Below are 18,442 nucleotides of genomic sequence, written 5' to 3' on the forward strand. Positions count from 1 at the left end.
AAAATCAATGCTTTATCACTGCATCAATCCCAACACCTAATAATATAGCCACTATAGCGAAAGTTAACATGCCTAAAATATAAGCGCCTAATGCTTTAAAATAGTTACCTGTTTTTTTCTTATCAAAAAAGTGGCCCATTGCCCAGCTACAGTAAAAAATAAAAATAATTCCTGCAACACTTGTTAGCTCTATATGAGTGATGCCTTGCAGTAGTGTAAAAAATGCAAAGAAGAGCATGCCTATGCCCATCACAAAGCAAAGTAAAATCAATATCTCGAAAAAGTTATAGTTGTATTTGCGGAAAAACAATTTTGCCCATAATGCTATAAAAACACCCATTATGATGTTTGAATACCCGTAATGGCCCTCTACCCATTCAAAAATGTGCGAAATGCCGTTTTCTTTATCGCCTCTATACTGTACGTAACCGCTCTCAATATGGAACAAATGTGTGATTATGCTGTAGATCAAAGAGGTGATAATGATAAAGATTATTGGCTTTACCAGCCTGCTGCGGTGTCCTGCAATAAAATTTCTAACGTTATCTCCCGGGCGGATCAAAAGCTCACGAATCGTATAAAGAATGCCGCGTTCAAAATGCAGAACGTGTTCAATTTCGTGCGTAATGTAATGTGCATCAATTCGTTTTACTTTGGCGGGCTGCCCACAGTTAGGACAGTAATTTAAAGCAACTTCGTAATTGCAATTAGTACAGGTAGTCATTTTTGCATTCGGGGGTTGATTCATCAATACGAGCCCTCAAGATACAAAAGTTAACTTTAAATCTGGCTTAAAATAAAATAGCGATGGGTTAACCCATCGCTATTTTTATAAAATAATAATCTTTCCCTCTTTCTGACTCTTCGATTAAAACTATCCTACAATATAATTCCATCCGTGTGTGTCAGGTGCATTGCCGTAACGGATGGCATCAATGGTTTTTAAAACACGTTGTGAAAATTCACGGTCCTTAGGGTCAATCAAAGTATACTCTTCGCCGTTATGGCTGATAGAACCTACAGAAGCTATAGTTGCGGCTGTGCCTGCTCCAAAAGCATCAGTTAACTTGCCGTTTTTAGCACCCTCCATAATTTCTTCAACAGATACCTTTCTTTCTTCAACAGGATAGCCCCACTCTTTGGCCAGTGTAATTACAGTATTACGAGTTACACCATCCAGTATCGTATCGCCTGCTATCGGAGTGATCAGTTTACCATCTAACACAAACATAGCGTTAGCTGCACCCATCTCCTCAATGTATTTGTGCTCTTTGGCATCTGTCCAGATCAACTGATCAAAACCTTCCTCGGCAGCTTTGCGTGCAGGATACATAGAAACGCCATAGTTGCCTGATGATTTGGCATAACCCATACCGCCTTCGGCAGCGCGGGTGTAATGGTCTTCAATTTTTACACGTAGTGTTTTTGAAAAGTAGGCGCCTACCGGGCACGCCAACACCATGTATTTGTAGCTTTTTGACGGCGCTACACCCAGGTAGCGGTCAGTAGCGAACATGTATGGGCGCAGGTATAATGAATAACCTGGTTTTGAAGGTATCCAGTCGCGGTCAATATCAACCAATGCAGCAATGCTTTGTATAAAAGTTTCTTCCGGTAAAGCAGGCATGCATAAGCGATCAGCAGATTTATTGAAGCGCGCCGCGTTTTTATCAGGGCGGAATATAGAGATCTTACCATCGGCATGACGATAAGCTTTTAAACCCTCAAAAAATGATTGTCCGTAATGCAAAGAAGAGATGGCCGGGCTGACCAGAATATCACCGTAAGGAATAATTTCTAAGTTTTTCCATTCGCCATCGGCATAATCGGCCACAAACATGTGGTCGGTAAAAATTTGTCCGAAGGGCAGGTTTTCAAAATCCGTTTGTGCTAAACGGGAATTGCTTGTTTTGGTGATCTTGATTTCCAACGTCTCAGTCATGGCTCTTACAATTTTATTTGGGTTTGCAATTTACTTAAAAACACTTGGTTTTAAAAAGTTAGCTGTTGCAAATTTACTTAATATGTATAAACGCAAGTTTAGCGTTATGTTTTCTTTAAATAAGAAATGCGCAACTTTGAAATTATTGTGATGATTTGTGGAATATTTTGCCCGCAAAATCCCCATGTTGTGTAATTAATGCGCAATTGATTTTTGCTTCTCCTTTAAAATTTATGGCTTGCAATTTGCCTTCAGGAGCGCAAGGAAAATAGGGGTTACATACCTAAACTTTATATATGAAACAAAAATATACCTTGCTAATTGCCGCTTTGTTTATAGCGGGCGTTTATTCATCATGTAAAAAAGATGCATATACCGCAAAACAGAAAGTATCAACACAGGCAGATCAGGCAACTACTGCCCGCCAAATGGCCACCAGTTTGTACAAGTCATTCTCCGCGCAGTTCAATTCAAACACAAAAGCTACTAACGGGTTAAAAGTGAATGCTAACCCCGGTTGTGGTTTGCCAACTATAACGCCTACCAACAAAACAGTTATTAGCGGAGATACCACCAGAAAGTTTACCGGTAATTCTACTTACACCACGTTGTGCAGCAAGGATGAATGGACAGTTGATTCTTACACGCTATATGATACTTTAAGAACTACTGAAACAGGTCCGGGATTTGCAAATAACTACACCAACACACAGTATTACTATGTAAAAGGCCCTATGTCTGGTGGTGTACCAATTGTTGGAACCATAGGTTATGGTCATCACTTAGGTAAAGTTACCAGTGAAGGTGTTACCAACGAGTTTCATGATTTAGCTACTCAATACACCTTTAATAGTTTGGTAGTTAATCCGTTTGCAGAGGGCAATAAGTTCCTTCTGGGGCGCATTGATTTCTCTACTCAAACAGTTGATCTTAGTCCTGCTAATCCCACTGGTATGTTTGGAGGATATAGTGGCTTTATATTTTATGTAAATAACACGGCCAGAATTTATTTCAGAAATACTGAGGTTCAAGGTGGTTATACGCGCTATATACTTGATTTTGCTACCGGACAAATGACAGGCCCGGTTAACAGCTATCCATTCCCTGTAGACTACGTAAATTAACAATATAAAGCGCAAAATATATTGCCCCGCCCTAAAGGCGGGGCTTTTTTATTCAGAATATTTCTAAATAAAATTAACAAAACCCCCTTGTGGCTTTAACCGTTATAAATTTGTAGTTTTGCCTTTCTGTTTTCTGAGTGTTATTTTTACACAATTAACGCACTAAAGAATAGGAAGCCCGATAATTACACAATTTTATTTTTTGATATTTTAATAGCAAATACACCATGGCTTTTGATTTAGACATGATAAAGAAGGTTTACGACAGATACGCTACCCGCATTGCGGCAGCTCGTACTGCAACCGGTAAACCACTAACTTTAACTGAAAAGATATTATATGCTCACCTGAGTGCCGGCGATGCTGCTCAAGCATACGGACGTGGTGTTGATTACGTTGATTTCGCACCAGATCGCGTTGCCATGCAGGATGCAACTGCACAGATGGCGTTGTTGCAATTTATGCAAGCTGGTCGCCCGCAGGTGGCTGTGCCCTCAACAGTACATTGCGATCACCTTATACAAGCTAAAGTGGGCGCTGATGCCGATTTAAGCACTGCTAAAGATATTAACAAAGAGGTTTACGACTTCCTGGCATCAGTATCAGATAAATATGGTATTGGTTTCTGGAAACCGGGTGCAGGTATAATTCACCAGGTAGTTTTAGAGAACTATGCTTTCCCAGGTGGTATGATGATCGGTACCGATTCACACACCCCTAACGCGGGTGGTTTGGGTATGATAGCTATTGGTGTTGGTGGTGCTGATGCCTGCGACGTAATGGCTGGTTTGCCGTGGGAGCTTAAATTCCCTAAACTAATTGGTGTGAAATTAAATGGTAAACTTTCTGGCTGGACATCTGCAAAAGACGTTATTTTGAAAGTAGCAGGTATTTTAACGGTAAAAGGTGGTACAGGTGCTATTGTTGAATATTTTGGAGAAGGTGCAGAATCATTAAGTGCTACAGGTAAAGGTACTATCTGTAACATGGGTGCCGAGATTGGTGCAACTACGTCTATTTTCGGGTATGATGAAAAAGCTGAAACATATCTGCGTGGTACAAAACGCGCTGAGATTGCCGATGCAGCAAATGCAATTAAAGAGCATTTAACCGGCGACCCTGAAGTTTACGCTAACCCTGCTGCTTATTTTGACCAGGTTATTGAAATTAACCTGAGCGAATTGGAGCCGCACATTAACGGTCCGTTTACTCCGGATCTGGCATGGCCTATTTCTAAATTTGCTACTGCTGTTAAAGAGAACGGCTGGCCTGCAAAACTGGAAGTTGGTTTAATAGGTTCATGTACTAACTCGTCTTATGAGGATATTACACGTTCGGCTTCATTGGCGAAACAGGCTATTGATAAAGGCTTAAAAGCTAAGGCTGAATTCACTATTACCCCTGGTTCTGAATTGGTACGCTATACTGTTGACCGCGATGGTTATTTAGATACGTTTGACCAAATGGGTGGTGTTGTTTTAGCTAACGCTTGCGGCCCATGTATTGGTCAGTGGGCACGTCATACTGACGATCCTACCCGTAAAAACTCGATCATTACTTCATTCAACCGTAACTTTGCTAAAAGACAAGATGGTAACCCAAATACACATGCATTCGTTGCGTCGCCAGAGGTAGTAACCGCTATGGCTATTGCCGGAGACTTAACCTTCAACCCGCTTACTGATTACCTAACTAATGAAAAAGGCGAACAGGTAAAGTTAGACGAGCCACAAGGTCTTGAAATGCCGATTAAAGGCTACGCAGTTGAAGATGCTGGTTACCAGGCTCCGGCTGAGGATGGCAGCAAAGTAAATGTTATTGTTGACCCTGCTTCGTCACGTTTACAATTGCTTGATCCGTTCAAACCGTGGGAAGGTACTGATTGGAAAGGTTTACGTTTGTTGATCAAAGCAAAAGGCAAATGTACTACCGACCATATTTCTATGGCTGGCCCATGGTTAAAATTCCGTGGTCACCTGGACAACATCAGCAACAACATGCTGATCGGTGCAATTAACTATTTTAACAACTCTGCCGACAGCGTTAAGAACCAATTAACCGGCGAGTACGGTCCGGTTCCAGCTACACAGCGTGATTACAAAGCTCACAGCATTGGCTCAGTTGTGGTAGGTGACGAAAACTATGGCGAAGGCTCGTCTCGTGAGCATGCGGCTATGGAACCACGTCATTTAGGTGTTCGTGCTATATTGGTAAAATCATTTGCCCGTATTCACGAAACCAACCTTAAAAAACAAGGTATGTTGGGTATTACGTTTGCTGATACTGCTGACTACGACAAGATACAGGAGGATGATAAAATTGATATCCTGGGCTTAACTGAGTTTGCGCCTGATAAGCAGTTAACTGTTGTGTTGCATCACCAGGATGGTACAACTGATGAGTTTGCCGTTAACCATACTTACAACGCTCAGCAAATTGAGTGGTTTAAGGCAGGTGGTGCTTTAAATATCATCAGAAAGCAAATGGTTTAATTAAGCTTGAAGGTAAAGGCTAAAGGTAAAAGGTTTTTACGCTTCATAATATTTAAAAGTAAAGCCGCCCCGTGATAACGGGGCGGCTTTACTTTTAAATATTCACCTTTCACCTTTCACCTTTCACCTTAAAAAGGTATATTTGGATAAACTGATTTTACTATGCTCAAAAAGATACTTGTTATGGCGATGCTATCGCCGGTGGGGTTGTGTGCGCAAACTAAACCTGCCACTAATCTACTGCTTACCCGGTCAAATGTTCCTACACAGTTTGATAAGGTTACCCCAGTTATTATTGCTGATGCCGTTGCTAAAGTAATTAAGGAAAGTGATGCGCGTATTAAGGCTATTACCAGCGTTCCGGCAGGTAAGCAAACCGTTGCCAACACGTTGATAGCTTTAGATGAGCTGAACTACGGTTTAAGTGATCTGGGTGGAAAGATAAGCGTTATAGAAGCTACGTATGTTGATGATAAAACACGTAACGCGGCTACCGAACAAAGCGAGAAACTATCGGCATATAATTCTGACATAACTTTAAATGTTGACCTGTATAATGCATTAAAGCGTTTTGCGGCCACACCCGCCGCTAAAGCCATGCGGCCGGATCAAAAGAAGCTGCTTAAGGAAAGTTTAATATCGTTTGAAATTAATGGTACTAAACTGGATGCTGCCGGCCGTGCGGCATTAAAGAGAACCAATGAAAAACTAATTGCACTGGGCAGCAGGTTCAGTCGTAATATAGCCGAACATAAAGACAGCTTGAAACTGACTGCCGACGAGGTTAAAGGCGTGCCTGAAAATTTAAGTAAAGCATGGAAACGTGCTGATGGCTCATATATGGTAATTGTTAACGGACCTAACAATAACAACATTATGAAATATGCCAATGATGAAAACACCCGGCGCATGATGTTGACCAAATATTATAACAGAGCTTATCCGGCTAACATAGCTGTATTGGATAGTATGTTTTATTATCGCCAGCAACTTGCTGAGCAATTAGGATTCAAAACTTATGCTGAATATGCATTGGTGCAAAAAATGGCAGCTAAGCCGTCTAATGTGTGGAGCTTTTTAGAGGACCTGCGCGATAAATTAACGCCACATGTACCTGAAGCATTAGGTGAATTAAAAGCGTTGAAAAAACAATTACATCCCGAATTGGATGATACGCTTTACGCCTGGGACAATTCTTATTATGGAAAGAAAATGCTGGATGCTAAATACCAGTTGAATACGGATGAGTTGAAACCTTACTTTGAAATGAATAATACCATAAAAGGTATGTTCGGCTTATATGAGAAGCTATTTGGTTTCACCATAAGAGAGGTTAAGGGAGTACCTGTGTGGTACAGTAAAGTAAAAACTTATGCGCTTTATAAAGACGGTAAAAAGATGGGTAGCTTTTACCTTGACCTGTACCCACGCCCTAATAAATACACGCACTTTGCCTGCTTTAATATTTCTATGTATCATTTAAAAGATGGTAAAGAAACTTTGCCTTCAGGCGCGTTGATCTGTAATTTTCCTGAAGGTGCAGTAGGGGAGCCCTCATTATTAAACCATGGCGATGTAGTTACACTGTTTCATGAATTTGGCCACCTTATCCATTTCATGTTAAGTCATCCGGCTCTTTCATCGCAAAGTGCATTTAATACAAAAGGCGACTTTGTTGAAGCGCCGTCACAGTTTCTGGAAAACTTTACCTGGAATTATGATTGCCTTAAACTCTTTGCCAAACATTACAAAACAGGTGAGGTAATGCCTAAGGAGCTGTTTGATAAACTAAATAAAGCAAGACTTGTTGGTATCAGCAATGCGCAAATGTACCAGGTGTATTTAAGCATGCTTGATTTTACTTATGAAGACAAGTACCCTTTGACCAAACAAAAAGGTATCAACCAAATATCAACAGATCTTTACAGCATGACGCAGATGCCTTTTCCTGCAGGTACTCACTTTATTTGCGCTTTTGATCATTTAAATAGTTATGGAGCTAATTACTATGGTTACCTGTGGTCAAAGGTTTATGCGCAGGATATATTCTCGGTATTTGAGAAAAACGGAGTGCTTAGTCCGGTAACCGGAGCCAGATACAGGAAAGAAGTATTAGAAAAAGGTGCAACCATTGATGAAGCCACCATGTTGGAAAACTTCCTTGGAAGAAAGCCTAACTCAGATGCTTTCTTTAGGTGGATGGGATTATAATAATATAAATGCAAAGCGCCTCAAAAGAGGCGTTTTGCATTTTGCTAAAGATCAGAATTCTGTAATTGCTTTTTCAAAATGCTGATTGAACAGCCCCAGGTGGTAGCCATCCATTAAGCTGTGATTCACTTCAACTGAGATAGGAAGCATAGTACGTCCTTCACTTTTAAAAAACTTGCCCATCGTTATTTTCGGAATACTCTCTATTTTTCCTGACCCGCGGGGGTGAGAAATAGAGGTAAAGGAAACCCAGGGTACAACCGAAAAATGAATAACATCCTGCTCCTGGCTGCGCGGATCGGTTTGTTGCGTTTTTAAAATTTTGTCACGCACAGCATTCGCTTTATTTACATAATCGGCAAAATCAACGGTATGTTCATATAAGCAAAATCTGATGTTATTGTCGGGAAGTAAAACAATGGCGCCGGCGTGTATCACATCATATTGAATTACCTTACCATCTATAATACGCAACTTGAACTCGTCAATTTGATTAGCGGCCTGCAGGCAGCAATAGTGCAAGGCCTGGTTTATTGAATAGCCGTTGATCTTGCATTTTTGATAAAGCAGACTTATATCAATATTAAAACACAGGTTAAAGAAAGGCAACTCAAAGGCAGAGAAGTGTTTATAGGTATCAAAGCGGCTCCAGCTTTGCAGGTCAATTTCCTTGTACATGCTTATTTATCCTCAAACTTATTCAGCTGCCAAATCTCGAAAATAAAAACACCAATTCAAATTGAGTTGATAGTAACGCAAACAGCCCCGCATTGCAGGGCTGTTATTGTTGTAAGTTAAAATATCTTTTATTAGTTGGCAACATGTTCAGTTGCGGCACGCGCTATCTTTTTAGGTATACGCGTATGTTTGTTAATGGCATCAACGGCTGCGTCTTTAGCAATATCTTTTATTTTCTTTTTCCAACCCGAACGCAGATCGCTTCCGTTATCGGTTAAAAACAAATAGGCAACAGCACCTGCCGCTAAGCTGGCTACTGCTACAGCTGCAATAATAGCTGTGTTATCTTTTTTCTTGAATGGATTTTTCATGGCATGTTAAATTAAGTGTTATCCTAATGTTACTGTTTAAATAACAAGCTCAATAACATATTGTTCATGATAATTGAAAGCTGATTAACACATTAATGCGTATCAACAATTTTTAGCACCTAAATATTAACTTTGCTAATTAACAAACTAACGCCAATAATGCACATACTCATTGCCGAAGACGAAGTAAGGGTAGCCGATCTGATAAAACGGGGATTGGAAGAATATGGCTATGCAGCAACCGTGGCGTTTGATGGCGAAATAGCGAAAAAACTTGTTCTAAACAATCAGTATGATCTGATCATAACCGATATTAACTTACCCAAAATTAATGGGATTGATCTGTGCAGGCAAATACGAAGCGCATTGCCTGCTATACCTATTATTATGCTAACCGCATTAGGCACTACCGACGATAAGGTAGAAGGTTTTGATGCCGGTGCTAACGACTATATGGTAAAACCATTTGACCTGCGCGAATTGCACGTACGTATACGTGAACTGTTAAAACGCAGTACAAGTCAACCAACTAACGCAGGTTTTATTTTGAGAGTGGCAGATCTTGAAATGAACCTGAACACCAAACGCGTTTTTCGGGATCAGGTGGAGATCAATCTTACACCAAAGGAGTTTAAACTGCTGGAGTATATGATGCAAAATACAGGCAGGGTGTTAACGCGCGTAGAAATAGCCGAAAAGGTTTGGGAAACTACATTTGATACCGGCACCAACTTTATTGATGTGTATATAAACTACCTGAGAAATAAGGTTGATAAAAATTTTTCTACCAAATTGATACACACCAAATCGGGCATGGGTTTTATTTTACAGCAAGTTAGCTAATGCGTTTAAAAAACAAACTTACACTGCTTTTTGCCGTCATGACATCGGCATTGTTGCTGGCTTTCGCGGTGGCGGTTTATTTTTCTTATGCTAAGAGCCGGCAGGATGAGTATTATCGCCAACTCAAAGTACGGTCAGCTATTAAGGCTAATTTGCTGCTTAAGGCGGGCATTAAAGCTGATGTTTTGCAGCTTATCTACAAAAATTCGTCGGATGCATTTTTCCCGGAAGAGGTGGCTATTTATGATACGGGTTTCAATCTGCTGTATCACGATGATATCAATGTTGACAAAGTAAAAGAAACCCGGCAGATGATAGATGAGGTGATACGTAAAAAGGAGATACGTTTTAACCAGGGTAGTTTGCAGGAGATAGGTTTTCTTTACCAAAACGATGGTAAACAATTCATCGTTACCGCCGCTGCCAAAGACCATACAGGCGAAAGAATGTTGCGCGGGCTGCGTTCAACACTGTTCTTCGCCTTTGTAGCGTCAATCATCATCATAACAGTAGTGGGCAGATTTTTGTCAAGTAAGGCCCTGCAACCTGTGTCCAAATTAGTTGATAATGTTAATGCCATAACTGCATCCAACCTCCATCAAACAGTTGATGAGGGCAACGGAAAGGATGAACTGGCCGAACTGGCTGTTACCTTCAACAAGATGTTAAAGCGTTTGGAGTATTCTTTTGGCGCTCAAAAGCTGTTTGTATATAACATATCGCATGAACTACGCACGCCGCTGGCCGCTATGATAGGCGAATTGGACCTCGCTCTATCAAAAGACCGCAGCATTGAAGATTATAAAAAGGTGATCGGCTTATCTTTAACCGATGCAAAAAGAATAAACCGCCTTATTAATGGTATGCTTGATCTGGCTAAGGCCAGCTATGATCAAAGTGAGGTGAGTTTCAAAGAGCTCCGTTTAGATGAGATTTTACTGGATGCCAGCCGGCAGGTAATGGACAAGAACAACACATTTACGGTGCCGCTCTCGTTTGATCAGGAGATAGAAGACGACCAGTACATCACCATCAGAGGCAACGAATATCTGCTTACTACCGCTTTTGTTAATTTGATGGAAAATGGCTGTAAATTTTCGTCGAAGAAACAATGTAAAGTGGGTATAAGCTACTCAAAAGAAAAAACTATTATCAACTTTGTTGACGAAGGAATTGGCATACCTAAAGAAGAGTTAGAAAACATTTTCACACCGTTTTATCGCGGCAGCAACAGCCAATATGCCGAAGGGTACGGTATAGGCCTGTCGCTGTGCCAAAAAATTGTTGAGTTGCACAAGGGAAATATAGCCTTAAATTCAATTCCGAATAAGGGGACTACGTTTACCGTTACCCTTCCTCACCTCTAACTTTCCTGTTCCTAATGTTTTTCTAATAATATTCTAACAGTCCTGTAAACCGGGTACTCGCAATAGCAGCATAAATTTGTAACCCTTATTAATGCTATGAAAGTATTGCGAAGATCATTTATTTATTCGCTTTTATACTGTTTACTTCTGCCCCTTGCTTTGAATGCGCAGCAGATATACAATTTAAAGCAAGCTTTACAAGCCGCACGGTCTAACAACCCCGATCTCAAGTCGGCCCGCTATGATATTAACGTTGTACAAGCCGACGTTGTTACCGCCGGATTGCGCCCTAACCCCGTATTGAATAACCAAACCCTGCAATTGTTGCAGAGTTCGTCTTTCGCCGCCGGTACCGGATGGAACAGCAATCGTAACCAGCAGGTGTGGTGGCAGCTCACCAAGCCTTTCCAGCTATCGGGTCAACGGAAATATAAAATCGAGAACGCTAAACTTAATGTAAAGCTTACCGAGAGCGTATATGATGAAACTGAACGCAATCTGTTCAGAGACGTAGCGCTAAAATGGCTGGATGTTTGGATAGCCGGTAAACAGGTGGGTTTAATAGCAACTGCTAAGTCTAATATTGATACTTTGGTAAGCGCCAATGTTATCAGGCTGCGTAACCAGATTACTACGCAAACCGAGGTGATGCGTACGCAACTGTTGGCCAGTCAGTACGAACTGCAGTTGCAAACAGCAAGGCAGACTTATATTAATGAGGTAAGTAACCTTAAATACCTTACAGGCGATGCTAACAACATAAGCGTAGACACAACGGAGAATTTTGTTATGACCTTTGATACGCTGCTTACCGCAATACGTGAGCAAGCCTTACAAAACCGTAGCGACCTTGTTACAGCACGTTCAAATATCGCCGTGGCTGATGCTAATATCCGTTTGCAAAGTGCCTTAGCAAAGCCAACTCCCGAACTGGGCTTTATCTATAACCCGCAAAACAGTGTTCCGTATGCGGGTATCTTCGCAACTATTGAGCTGCCTTTTTTTAGTCGTAATCAAGGCGAACGTCAAAAGTCACTTGTGCTGAAAGAGCAGGCCGATCAAAGCTATCAGGCTTTGCAACAACGTGTGAGTACTGAAGTGCAGACTGCCTATAACAGCTATCAGCTACAACGCCAGCAAATGCAAAGGTTTGTTCAGCTGCGCGATCAGGCACGGCAGATATTAGCTAATGTAAAATATGCCTACCTACGCGGGGGCACCACCATAATAGACTTTTTGGAGGCACAACGCAACTGGTTGGATACCGAACAGCAGTATTACCAATCTCTGGAGCTGTATAGAGAAAATAGCATTAAGTTGCTTTATGCCACCGGAACCATTAATCAATTAGCCAGATAATGAAAACGAAATTAATTTCAAGATATAATATGCAACAGGTAAAAAATTTAGCACTAATGGCATGTATAGCAGCCGCTATTGCAGGTTGCAAAGCCAAGGCTACCGAAACAGCAAAAAAGCCGGAAACCACGCCGATTGTAAAAGATAATGGCGCCAAAATATTATTTCCGGATAGTGAGTACACCAGTTTTTTTGTTACAGAAAAAATAGATAGCAATAAGTTAAACGCCGAGATAAGCGCACCGGCAAAGGTGGCGGCTACTATTGTGCCATCAAATGAAGGCGCAGCGCAGAACATTGTATTATTTGACAATCCGGATCTGGCATCGTCTTACACATCGCTGTTACAAAACCTGGTGAACATTCAGCAAAAGAAATCGGTGCTGTCGCAAAAGCGTAATATCATTGAAAAGAAAAAGATCGAAGTTGATCGCTTTTCTGACCTGCAATCGCACGGTGTAGGTACAGGTAAAGACGTAGCCGATGCGCAAGTAGGTTTGATAGGTGCGCAAACCGATGCTTCAACAACTCAAAATGAGATATTGAATGAAGAAACCGCAATAGCTGAAAATGAGGCAAGATTAAAAACCGGTGGTTTTGATCCTTTGTCATTACGTCGTGCTAAGGCAGGGTCGGCCTATGTTATATGCGATATCCCTGAGAGCCAGATCAGCAAGATCAAAGAGGGGCAACAATGCGTCATACAATTTACAGCTTATCCTGATCAAAAGGTAACTGGTAGGATAGAAGATATCGCAGATATGGTTGACGCTTCAAGCAGAACGGTAAAACTGCGTATAGCCATTGATAACGACAGCAAAAAGTTTAAAGCAGGTATGTATGCTAATGTGATGTTTGGTGTAAGCGAAGGTGATAAGCTTAATATCAGCAAAAATGCTTTGGTAACTGTTCAGGGCAAAAACTACGTGTTTGTGAAACAGTCGCCAACTGTATTTGCTCGCAGAGAAATAAATGTTGGTCCGCAAACCGGCGACAGGATAATAGTTTATAACGGCTTACATAACGGCGATGCTATTGCCACCGCCGGCGTAATGCAGTTAAAAGGCTTAAGCTTTGGCTACTAATATGCTACAGGCACAAATTTTTATTGATAAGCATGAGCTCATAGGTACGCAATTGCTCTATGAGTTCATTATGCAATTACTCATCAGGCAGGAAATTAACGGCGCTACTGCGTTTGAAGGGACGGTTGGTTACGGAATCAATCAACGCATCAACAAGCCAAACGCATTGTTTAGCTTTGACGAAACCCCTATGATAGTGGTTTTTATTGACACCGAACCTAAAGTCAAAAAAGCTCTTAAAGCACTTAGAAAAGTGTGGAAAGGCGGCCTGATCACAACCAACGCGGTTGAACTTTTTATTGACGACGACGATACCGCCGCCCACAATTCTTACTTATAATGATACGCAATCTTCTTGTCTTTTCGCTACGTAACCGCTGGGTGGTAATTGCAGCCAGTTTGTTACTGATGGGCGTGGGTTTCTGGTGTTTTACGCAGTTAAAAATTGAGGCGTATCCTGATATTGCCGATACCAACGTAATAATTGTTGCGCAGTACCCCGGCCGTGCGGCTGAGGAGGTTGAGCAACAGGTAACCGTGCCTATTGAGCGGGCTTTGCAAAATACGCCCAATGTTTTAGACAGACGCAGCCGTACTATTTTCGGGCTATCTGTAGTGCAGCTTACTTTTAAAGATGGTACTGACGATTATTTTGCGCGTCAGCAGGTTATGGAACGTATTAACGGTGCCGAATTGCCGCCGGGAGTTGAGCCTGAACTGGCACCTATGACTACCGCGGTAGGCGAGATATTGCGTTATGTAGTAGAGGCACCGCCAACCTACAGCCCAACGCAGCTGCGTGATTTACAGGACTGGGTAATTAAGCCAGCGCTTTTGCAGGTGCCGGGTATTGCCGATGTCACCACGTTTGGCGGTCCGTTAAAGCAATTTCATATCCTTACTTCACCTGAACGTTTGCGCAAGTACGGGCTGAATATCCAAACTATTATTGATGCCGTTAATGCCAATAACCAAAATACAGGAGGCGGTATTATAGCACGCGGTGGGCAAGGCTTTGCCGTGCGTGGCTTAGGTGCCATTAAAAATGAGCAGGACATTTTAAATATCGTTATCAAGTCTGACGGTGGCGCGCCGGTGTTCATCCGCGATGTTGCATCTGTTGAAATTACCCCACCGCCGCCAAGTGGTGTGTTAGGTTATACCGTAAACGCTGATAAGGTAAATGTAAACAGCGGTGTAGAAGGTATTATTCTTTTAAGGCGTTACGAGAACCCAAGCGATGTGTTGAAACTAGTGAAAGACAAGATGGCCGAGATACAGGAAACATCGCTGCCGGAAGGCGTTCGGTTAAAAACGTTGTATGACCGCAGTTTTCTTATCGATCATTCATTAGAGACGGTTGCTCATACCCTAATGGAGGGTGTGTCAATTGTAATTATACTGTTGGTGCTGTTTTTGGGCAGCGTGCGTAGTGCACTGGTGGTCACGCTTACCATTCCGTTCTCATTACTATTCGCCTTTATTTTAATGCGGTTGACAGGAATACCTGCTAACCTGTTATCATTAGGCGCTATAGACTTTGGCATAATTGTAGACGGGGCCTGCGTTATGGCCGAACACCTTATACGTAGGTATCGGAATGTTACGCCCGAAGAACGAAAAGCCGGTATTGTTGGTATAACGCTTGCGGCAGCACAGGAGGTTGGACGCGAGATATTCTTCTCCGTAACCATCATCATCCTTGCTTATACACCTATATTATTAATGACCAGGGTTGAAGGTAAGTTATTCTCGCCCATGGCGCTAACCCTTGCGTTTGCGGTAATTGGTTCCATGCTGGCAGCGCTTACCTTCATTCCTGTAATTATATCCTTCCTGTACCGGAAAAATATTGATGACATTAACAAGCCCATGAAGCAGCACAAAAATGTGGTGTTGGATTGGCTGGAGAATGTGTACGGTAAGTACTTGTCGGGTTTACTTAAACATGCAAAGCGTACCGTATTGATTGGTTTTGGTCTTATCACCGTTATTATTTTGTTCGGTATTAAATTAGGTACTGAATTTTTGCCGGCCCTGGATGAAGGTTCTATCTTTTTAAGAGGTAACTTCCCTGCCGGTATCACTATTCAGGAGAACGCATCATATGCGCCTAAGATCAGGCAGATCATCGCTAAATATCCGCCAATAGCCTTCGTAATTACTCAAACCGGCCGTAATGATGATGGTACCGATCCGTTCCCGGCTAATAGAAATGAGATATTAGTTGGTTTGAAAGATTACAGCCTTTGGAGCGATACTATTTCCAAAAAGGACCTGTTGCAACGCATTAAAACCGATCTGCAAGAGCAGTTGCCGTCTGTACAGTTCTCATCCGGTCAGCCTATTATTGACCAGGTAATGGAAATTGTTACCGGTAGTGCCGCCGATCTGGCCATATCTGTAGTTGGTGACGACCTGAAAATGATGCGTCAACGTGCGGAAAAAATAGCGAAGATTGTTAATGGTACCAAGGGGGCTGACAACGTTAACATTGAACAGGAAGGTCCGCAGGAGCAGCTTGCTATTAATATTAACCGGGAAGCAGCGGCCCGTTTCGGTATCAACGTGGCCGATATTGATAATATGATAGAGGCCGCCATTGCCGGTAAAGCCATATCTGTTTTATATGATGGTACCAAACGCTATGATATTGTGGTGCGCTACCTGCCGGAGAACCGGAGCAGCATGGATGAGATAAAGGACCTACAGGTGCCGTCTGCCGCAGGCGCTTTGATTCCATTAAGCCAGTTAGCGCAGATCAACTACATAGAAGGTCAAACTAACATCTATCGTTATAACAACAAACGCATGATAACCGTGCGTACTAATATTCGCGGTCGTGATCAGGGGGGCTTTGTGAAAGAATTACAGGCTAAAATTGATAAGCAGATAAGCGTACCTAAAGGCTACAGCATAATTTACGGTGGTCAGTATGAAAATTTAGAGCGCGCCGGTAAGCAGCTAATGTTCACCATACCGCTTACTATTGTCATTGTGTTCCTGTTCTTATTTATACTTTACCGCAAAATGTCGAGCACGTTCATTACCATGAGCTGTATATTGTTTGCATTGGCAGGTGGTATTTTCGCACTGTTGATCCGGGGCTACTACTTCAACGTATCTGCAGGTGTAGGCTTTGTGAGTATATTCGGTATATCAGCCATGTCGGGCGTATTGCTGGTTTCCGCCTTAAACCGGGAGAAAGAACGAATGGCTGATGGAGCAGATATGAAAGATACGGTACTACATACATCAAAAGAGCAGTTACGTGCTTTGATGAGTATTTTAATAGTGGCTATTATTGGTTTGGTGCCTGCTGCAACTTCTTCCGGAATTGGCTCAGATGTTCAAAGGCCATTAGCTACCGTTATTATAGGGGGCTTAACCTGTACTCTGCTTTTCGCACCTGTCATTATTCCGCCTTTGTATTACTGGGTGCAGCAACGCGCTAAAAACAACAGATAGCTGCCGGAGAAGCTGAATAGTTAAACTCCGGGCGTAAACAAATCATTTTGATTTACGCCCGGAGTAATTTCTTTAAACGGATACTTCCGTTTGATATGCCGGTTAAACCAAATTCCCTTTACCATGGTTGAGCGCATTTGCTTAAACACTTTTTCGGGTACATTAAGGTATTGATATACTTTGCCGGAATGATACCTTATTTCCAAAGTTTCACTAGCCGCATAATAATGATAAGCCGCTATAACCGCTGACGGCATCAGTGCTTCTCCTTTTTGTAAAATTCACGAGCCTTTTTCAAACCGGTGGCAATAGCTATGCCCTCGTCGCCACTGTCTTTCAATATCTCATTGGCTATTTCGGTTGCCTTTTCTCTGATCTTTTTAGGCTGATTTTTGTAGGATGGCGGGTAATCCCCGTTATACCATGGCATAATTCCTCCTTTTTAAATATGTTATACAAACGCTGTACCACAGCGCTTGTATAACATTAACATTTTATGGCTGACCGCCACCTCCTGCTGCACCGTAAATTTGTCCGTTAGCGTAGCTGGCATCCGCAGCTGCTAATTGCACATAAATGGATGCTAATTCAGCTGGCTGTCCGGGTCTGCCCATTGGCGTATCACCACCAAATTGTTTAAGTTTTTCCATGGTTGCGCCACCGCTAACTTGCAGCGGTGTCCAGATAGGACCGGGTGCTACGCCATTAACGCGGATACCTTTTGGTCCTAACTGCTTAGCCAACGATTTAATGTAATTTACCGTAGTAGCTTTAGTTTGTGCATAGTCATATAAATTAGCAGATGGGTCATAAGCTTGCTCTGATGCAGTACCAATAATGGTTGAGCCCGGCTGCAAATAAGGCATGGCGGCTTTTATTATCCAGAAAGGGGCGTAAACGTTGGTTTTCATGGTCCAGTCAAACTGCTCACTCGAAATGTCCATTATTGACTCATGAGTTTGTTGCCTTGCTGCATTATTCACAACTATATCCAGCCCGCCTAATTGCTTGGCTGCCTCGTCAACCAATCGTTTACAGAACGCTTCATCACGCAGATCGCCTGGAATAGCAACCGCTTTACGTCCTGCCGCTTTTATCAATTGCAGCACTTCCTGCGCATCAGGTTCTTCGGTAGGGTAATAATTTATTGCCACATCAGCACCTTCCCGGGCGTATGCAATTGCTGCAGCCCTCCCCATTCCTGAGTCGCCGCCGGTTATTAATGCTTTACGTCCTGCCAACCTTCCTGAGCCTTTATAAGTTTTTTCACCATGGTCCGGTCTCGGATTCATTTTGCTGGCCAAACCCGGCCAGGGCTGGGTTTGTTCCTGAAAAGGAGGCTTAGGATATTTAGAAGTTGGGTCGTCTAATGGCATTACGTTATTAACAGTTGCGCCTGTACCTGCCTGCGCCGATAGCACAGGAGCAATAGCCGCGGCGGCCAGCGTTGTGCCTAAGCCGGCAACCATTTGTCGCCGGCTTAATTTATTTTCTTCGCTCAT

16 protein-coding genes are annotated in these 18,442 nt (G+C 42.3%); 9 read left to right on the forward strand and 7 right to left on the reverse strand.

Annotation, left to right across the window (positions count from 1 at the left end; all coding sequences use genetic code 11):
- Positions 1–4 precede the first annotated feature (4 nt).
- Positions 5–724: a DUF3667 domain-containing protein gene (locus tag CLV57_RS04170; RefSeq protein ID WP_100341302.1), complete on the reverse strand. Its 720-nt coding sequence runs from the start codon at positions 722–724 to the stop codon at positions 5–7.
- 150 nt (positions 725–874) lie between these two features.
- Complete coding sequence (locus CLV57_RS04175; RefSeq protein ID WP_100340084.1) at positions 875–1,942, reverse strand: branched-chain amino acid aminotransferase; 1,068 nt, start codon at positions 1,940–1,942, stop codon at positions 875–877.
- Between the two features lie 296 nt (positions 1,943–2,238).
- On the opposite strand from CLV57_RS04175, the gene CLV57_RS04180 reads away from it, so the two are divergent.
- The 3 genes from CLV57_RS04180 to CLV57_RS04190 all read left to right on the forward strand — a co-directional run bounded on the left by CLV57_RS04180 (position 2,239) and on the right by CLV57_RS04190 (position 7,769).
- The gene (locus CLV57_RS04180) at positions 2,239–3,066 is read left to right on the forward strand and encodes a hypothetical protein (protein ID WP_100340085.1); all 828 of its coding nucleotides are present in this window, start codon (positions 2,239–2,241) and stop codon (positions 3,064–3,066) included.
- Positions 3,067–3,293: 227 nt separating this feature from the next.
- Positions 3,294–5,558: an aconitate hydratase gene (locus CLV57_RS04185; protein ID WP_100340086.1), complete on the forward strand. Its 2,265-nt coding sequence runs from the start codon at positions 3,294–3,296 to the stop codon at positions 5,556–5,558.
- Between the two features lie 162 nt (positions 5,559–5,720).
- Positions 5,721–7,769 carry a M3 family metallopeptidase gene (locus CLV57_RS04190; RefSeq protein WP_100340087.1) on the forward strand — a complete coding sequence of 683 codons (2,049 nt, stop codon included), beginning with the start codon at positions 5,721–5,723 and terminating at the stop codon, positions 7,767–7,769.
- Between the two features lie 51 nt (positions 7,770–7,820).
- Here the strand turns inward: CLV57_RS04190 and CLV57_RS04195 are convergent, their stop codons facing one another.
- Both CLV57_RS04195 and CLV57_RS04200 read right to left on the reverse strand, forming a co-directional pair.
- Positions 7,821–8,447, reverse strand: coding sequence for a CatA-like O-acetyltransferase (locus tag CLV57_RS04195; protein WP_100340088.1), 627 nt, complete (start codon positions 8,445–8,447; stop codon positions 7,821–7,823).
- A gap of 131 nt (positions 8,448–8,578) precedes the next feature.
- Positions 8,579–8,818 carry a hypothetical protein gene (locus CLV57_RS04200; RefSeq protein WP_100340089.1) on the reverse strand — a complete coding sequence of 80 codons (240 nt, stop codon included), beginning with the start codon at positions 8,816–8,818 and terminating at the stop codon, positions 8,579–8,581.
- Positions 8,819–8,977: 159 nt separating this feature from the next.
- Between CLV57_RS04200 and CLV57_RS04205 the strand changes: the two genes are divergently transcribed.
- The 6 genes from CLV57_RS04205 (at position 8,978) to CLV57_RS04230 (ending at position 16,940) form a co-directional block, all read left to right on the forward strand.
- Positions 8,978–9,661 (forward strand): response regulator transcription factor, encoded by a 684-nt coding sequence (locus tag CLV57_RS04205; RefSeq protein ID WP_100340090.1) that lies wholly within the window; start codon positions 8,978–8,980, stop codon positions 9,659–9,661.
- Positions 9,661–11,028 carry a sensor histidine kinase gene (locus CLV57_RS04210; RefSeq protein WP_100340091.1) on the forward strand — a complete coding sequence of 456 codons (1,368 nt, stop codon included), beginning with the start codon at positions 9,661–9,663 and terminating at the stop codon, positions 11,026–11,028. Before CLV57_RS04205 ends, CLV57_RS04210 begins: the two co-directional genes overlap by 1 nt.
- Before the next feature lie 96 nt (positions 11,029–11,124).
- Positions 11,125–12,387: a TolC family protein gene (locus CLV57_RS04215; RefSeq protein WP_100340092.1), complete on the forward strand. Its 1,263-nt coding sequence runs from the start codon at positions 11,125–11,127 to the stop codon at positions 12,385–12,387.
- Positions 12,387–13,472 carry an efflux RND transporter periplasmic adaptor subunit gene (locus CLV57_RS04220; RefSeq protein ID WP_211290022.1) on the forward strand — a complete coding sequence of 362 codons (1,086 nt, stop codon included), beginning with the start codon at positions 12,387–12,389 and terminating at the stop codon, positions 13,470–13,472. The genes CLV57_RS04215 and CLV57_RS04220 overlap by 1 nt, the downstream gene beginning before the upstream one ends.
- 1 nt (position 13,473) lies before the next feature.
- A complete protein-coding gene (locus tag CLV57_RS04225) occupies positions 13,474–13,812 on the forward strand; it encodes a DUF190 domain-containing protein (RefSeq protein WP_100340093.1) in 339 nt (112 codons plus the stop codon).
- The gene (locus CLV57_RS04230; protein WP_100340094.1) at positions 13,812–16,940 is read left to right on the forward strand and encodes an efflux RND transporter permease subunit; all 3,129 of its coding nucleotides are present in this window, start codon (positions 13,812–13,814) and stop codon (positions 16,938–16,940) included. The genes CLV57_RS04225 and CLV57_RS04230 overlap by 1 nt, the downstream gene beginning before the upstream one ends.
- Positions 16,941–16,960: 20 nt before the next feature.
- Here CLV57_RS04230 and CLV57_RS04235 read toward each other — a convergent pair whose 3' ends face one another.
- The 3 genes from CLV57_RS04235 to CLV57_RS04240 all read right to left on the reverse strand — a co-directional run bounded on the left by CLV57_RS04235 (position 16,961) and on the right by CLV57_RS04240 (position 18,442).
- Positions 16,961–17,197 carry a KTSC domain-containing protein gene (locus CLV57_RS04235; protein WP_100340095.1) on the reverse strand — a complete coding sequence of 79 codons (237 nt, stop codon included), beginning with the start codon at positions 17,195–17,197 and terminating at the stop codon, positions 16,961–16,963.
- The gene (locus CLV57_RS18485) at positions 17,197–17,370 is read right to left on the reverse strand and encodes a DUF2188 domain-containing protein (RefSeq protein WP_169927057.1); all 174 of its coding nucleotides are present in this window, start codon (positions 17,368–17,370) and stop codon (positions 17,197–17,199) included. The genes CLV57_RS04235 and CLV57_RS18485 overlap by 1 nt, the downstream gene beginning before the upstream one ends.
- A 64-nt stretch (positions 17,371–17,434) precedes the next feature.
- On the reverse strand, positions 17,435–18,442 hold the full coding sequence (locus tag CLV57_RS04240) for an SDR family oxidoreductase (protein WP_100340096.1): 1,008 nt from the start codon (positions 18,440–18,442) through the stop codon (positions 17,435–17,437).

It is taken from the genome of Mucilaginibacter auburnensis (assembly GCF_002797815.1).
Classification (GTDB): domain Bacteria; phylum Bacteroidota; class Bacteroidia; order Sphingobacteriales; family Sphingobacteriaceae; genus Mucilaginibacter; species Mucilaginibacter auburnensis.

Excerpts from the sequence above, each read along its gene's own strand:
- CLV57_RS04170 (WP_100341302.1), bottom strand. The coding sequence starts at position 724 with ATGACTACCTGTACTAATTGCAATTACGAAGTTGCTTTAAATTACTGT.
- CLV57_RS04175 (WP_100340084.1), bottom strand. The coding sequence starts at position 1,942 with ATGACTGAGACGTTGGAAATCAAGATCACCAAAACAAGCAATTCCCGT.
- CLV57_RS04180 (WP_100340085.1), top strand. The coding sequence starts at position 2,239 with ATGAAACAAAAATATACCTTGCTAATTGCCGCTTTGTTTATAGCGGGC.
- CLV57_RS04185 (WP_100340086.1), top strand. The coding sequence starts at position 3,294 with ATGGCTTTTGATTTAGACATGATAAAGAAGGTTTACGACAGATACGCT.
- CLV57_RS04190 (WP_100340087.1), top strand. The coding sequence starts at position 5,721 with ATGCTCAAAAAGATACTTGTTATGGCGATGCTATCGCCGGTGGGGTTG.
- CLV57_RS04195 (WP_100340088.1), bottom strand. The coding sequence starts at position 8,447 with ATGTACAAGGAAATTGACCTGCAAAGCTGGAGCCGCTTTGATACCTAT.
- CLV57_RS04200 (WP_100340089.1), bottom strand. The coding sequence starts at position 8,818 with ATGAAAAATCCATTCAAGAAAAAAGATAACACAGCTATTATTGCAGCT.
- CLV57_RS04205 (WP_100340090.1), top strand. The coding sequence starts at position 8,978 with ATGCACATACTCATTGCCGAAGACGAAGTAAGGGTAGCCGATCTGATA.
- CLV57_RS04210 (WP_100340091.1), top strand. The coding sequence starts at position 9,661 with ATGCGTTTAAAAAACAAACTTACACTGCTTTTTGCCGTCATGACATCG.
- CLV57_RS04215 (WP_100340092.1), top strand. The coding sequence starts at position 11,125 with ATGAAAGTATTGCGAAGATCATTTATTTATTCGCTTTTATACTGTTTA.
- CLV57_RS04220 (WP_211290022.1), top strand. The coding sequence starts at position 12,387 with ATGAAAACGAAATTAATTTCAAGATATAATATGCAACAGGTAAAAAAT.
- CLV57_RS04225 (WP_100340093.1), top strand. The coding sequence starts at position 13,474 with ATGCTACAGGCACAAATTTTTATTGATAAGCATGAGCTCATAGGTACG.
- CLV57_RS04230 (WP_100340094.1), top strand. The coding sequence starts at position 13,812 with ATGATACGCAATCTTCTTGTCTTTTCGCTACGTAACCGCTGGGTGGTA.
- CLV57_RS04235 (WP_100340095.1), bottom strand. The coding sequence starts at position 17,197 with ATGCCGTCAGCGGTTATAGCGGCTTATCATTATTATGCGGCTAGTGAA.
- CLV57_RS18485 (WP_169927057.1), bottom strand. The coding sequence starts at position 17,370 with ATGCCATGGTATAACGGGGATTACCCGCCATCCTACAAAAATCAGCCT.
- CLV57_RS04240 (WP_100340096.1), bottom strand. The coding sequence starts at position 18,442 with ATGAGCGAAGAAAATAAATTAAGCCGGCGACAAATGGTTGCCGGCTTA.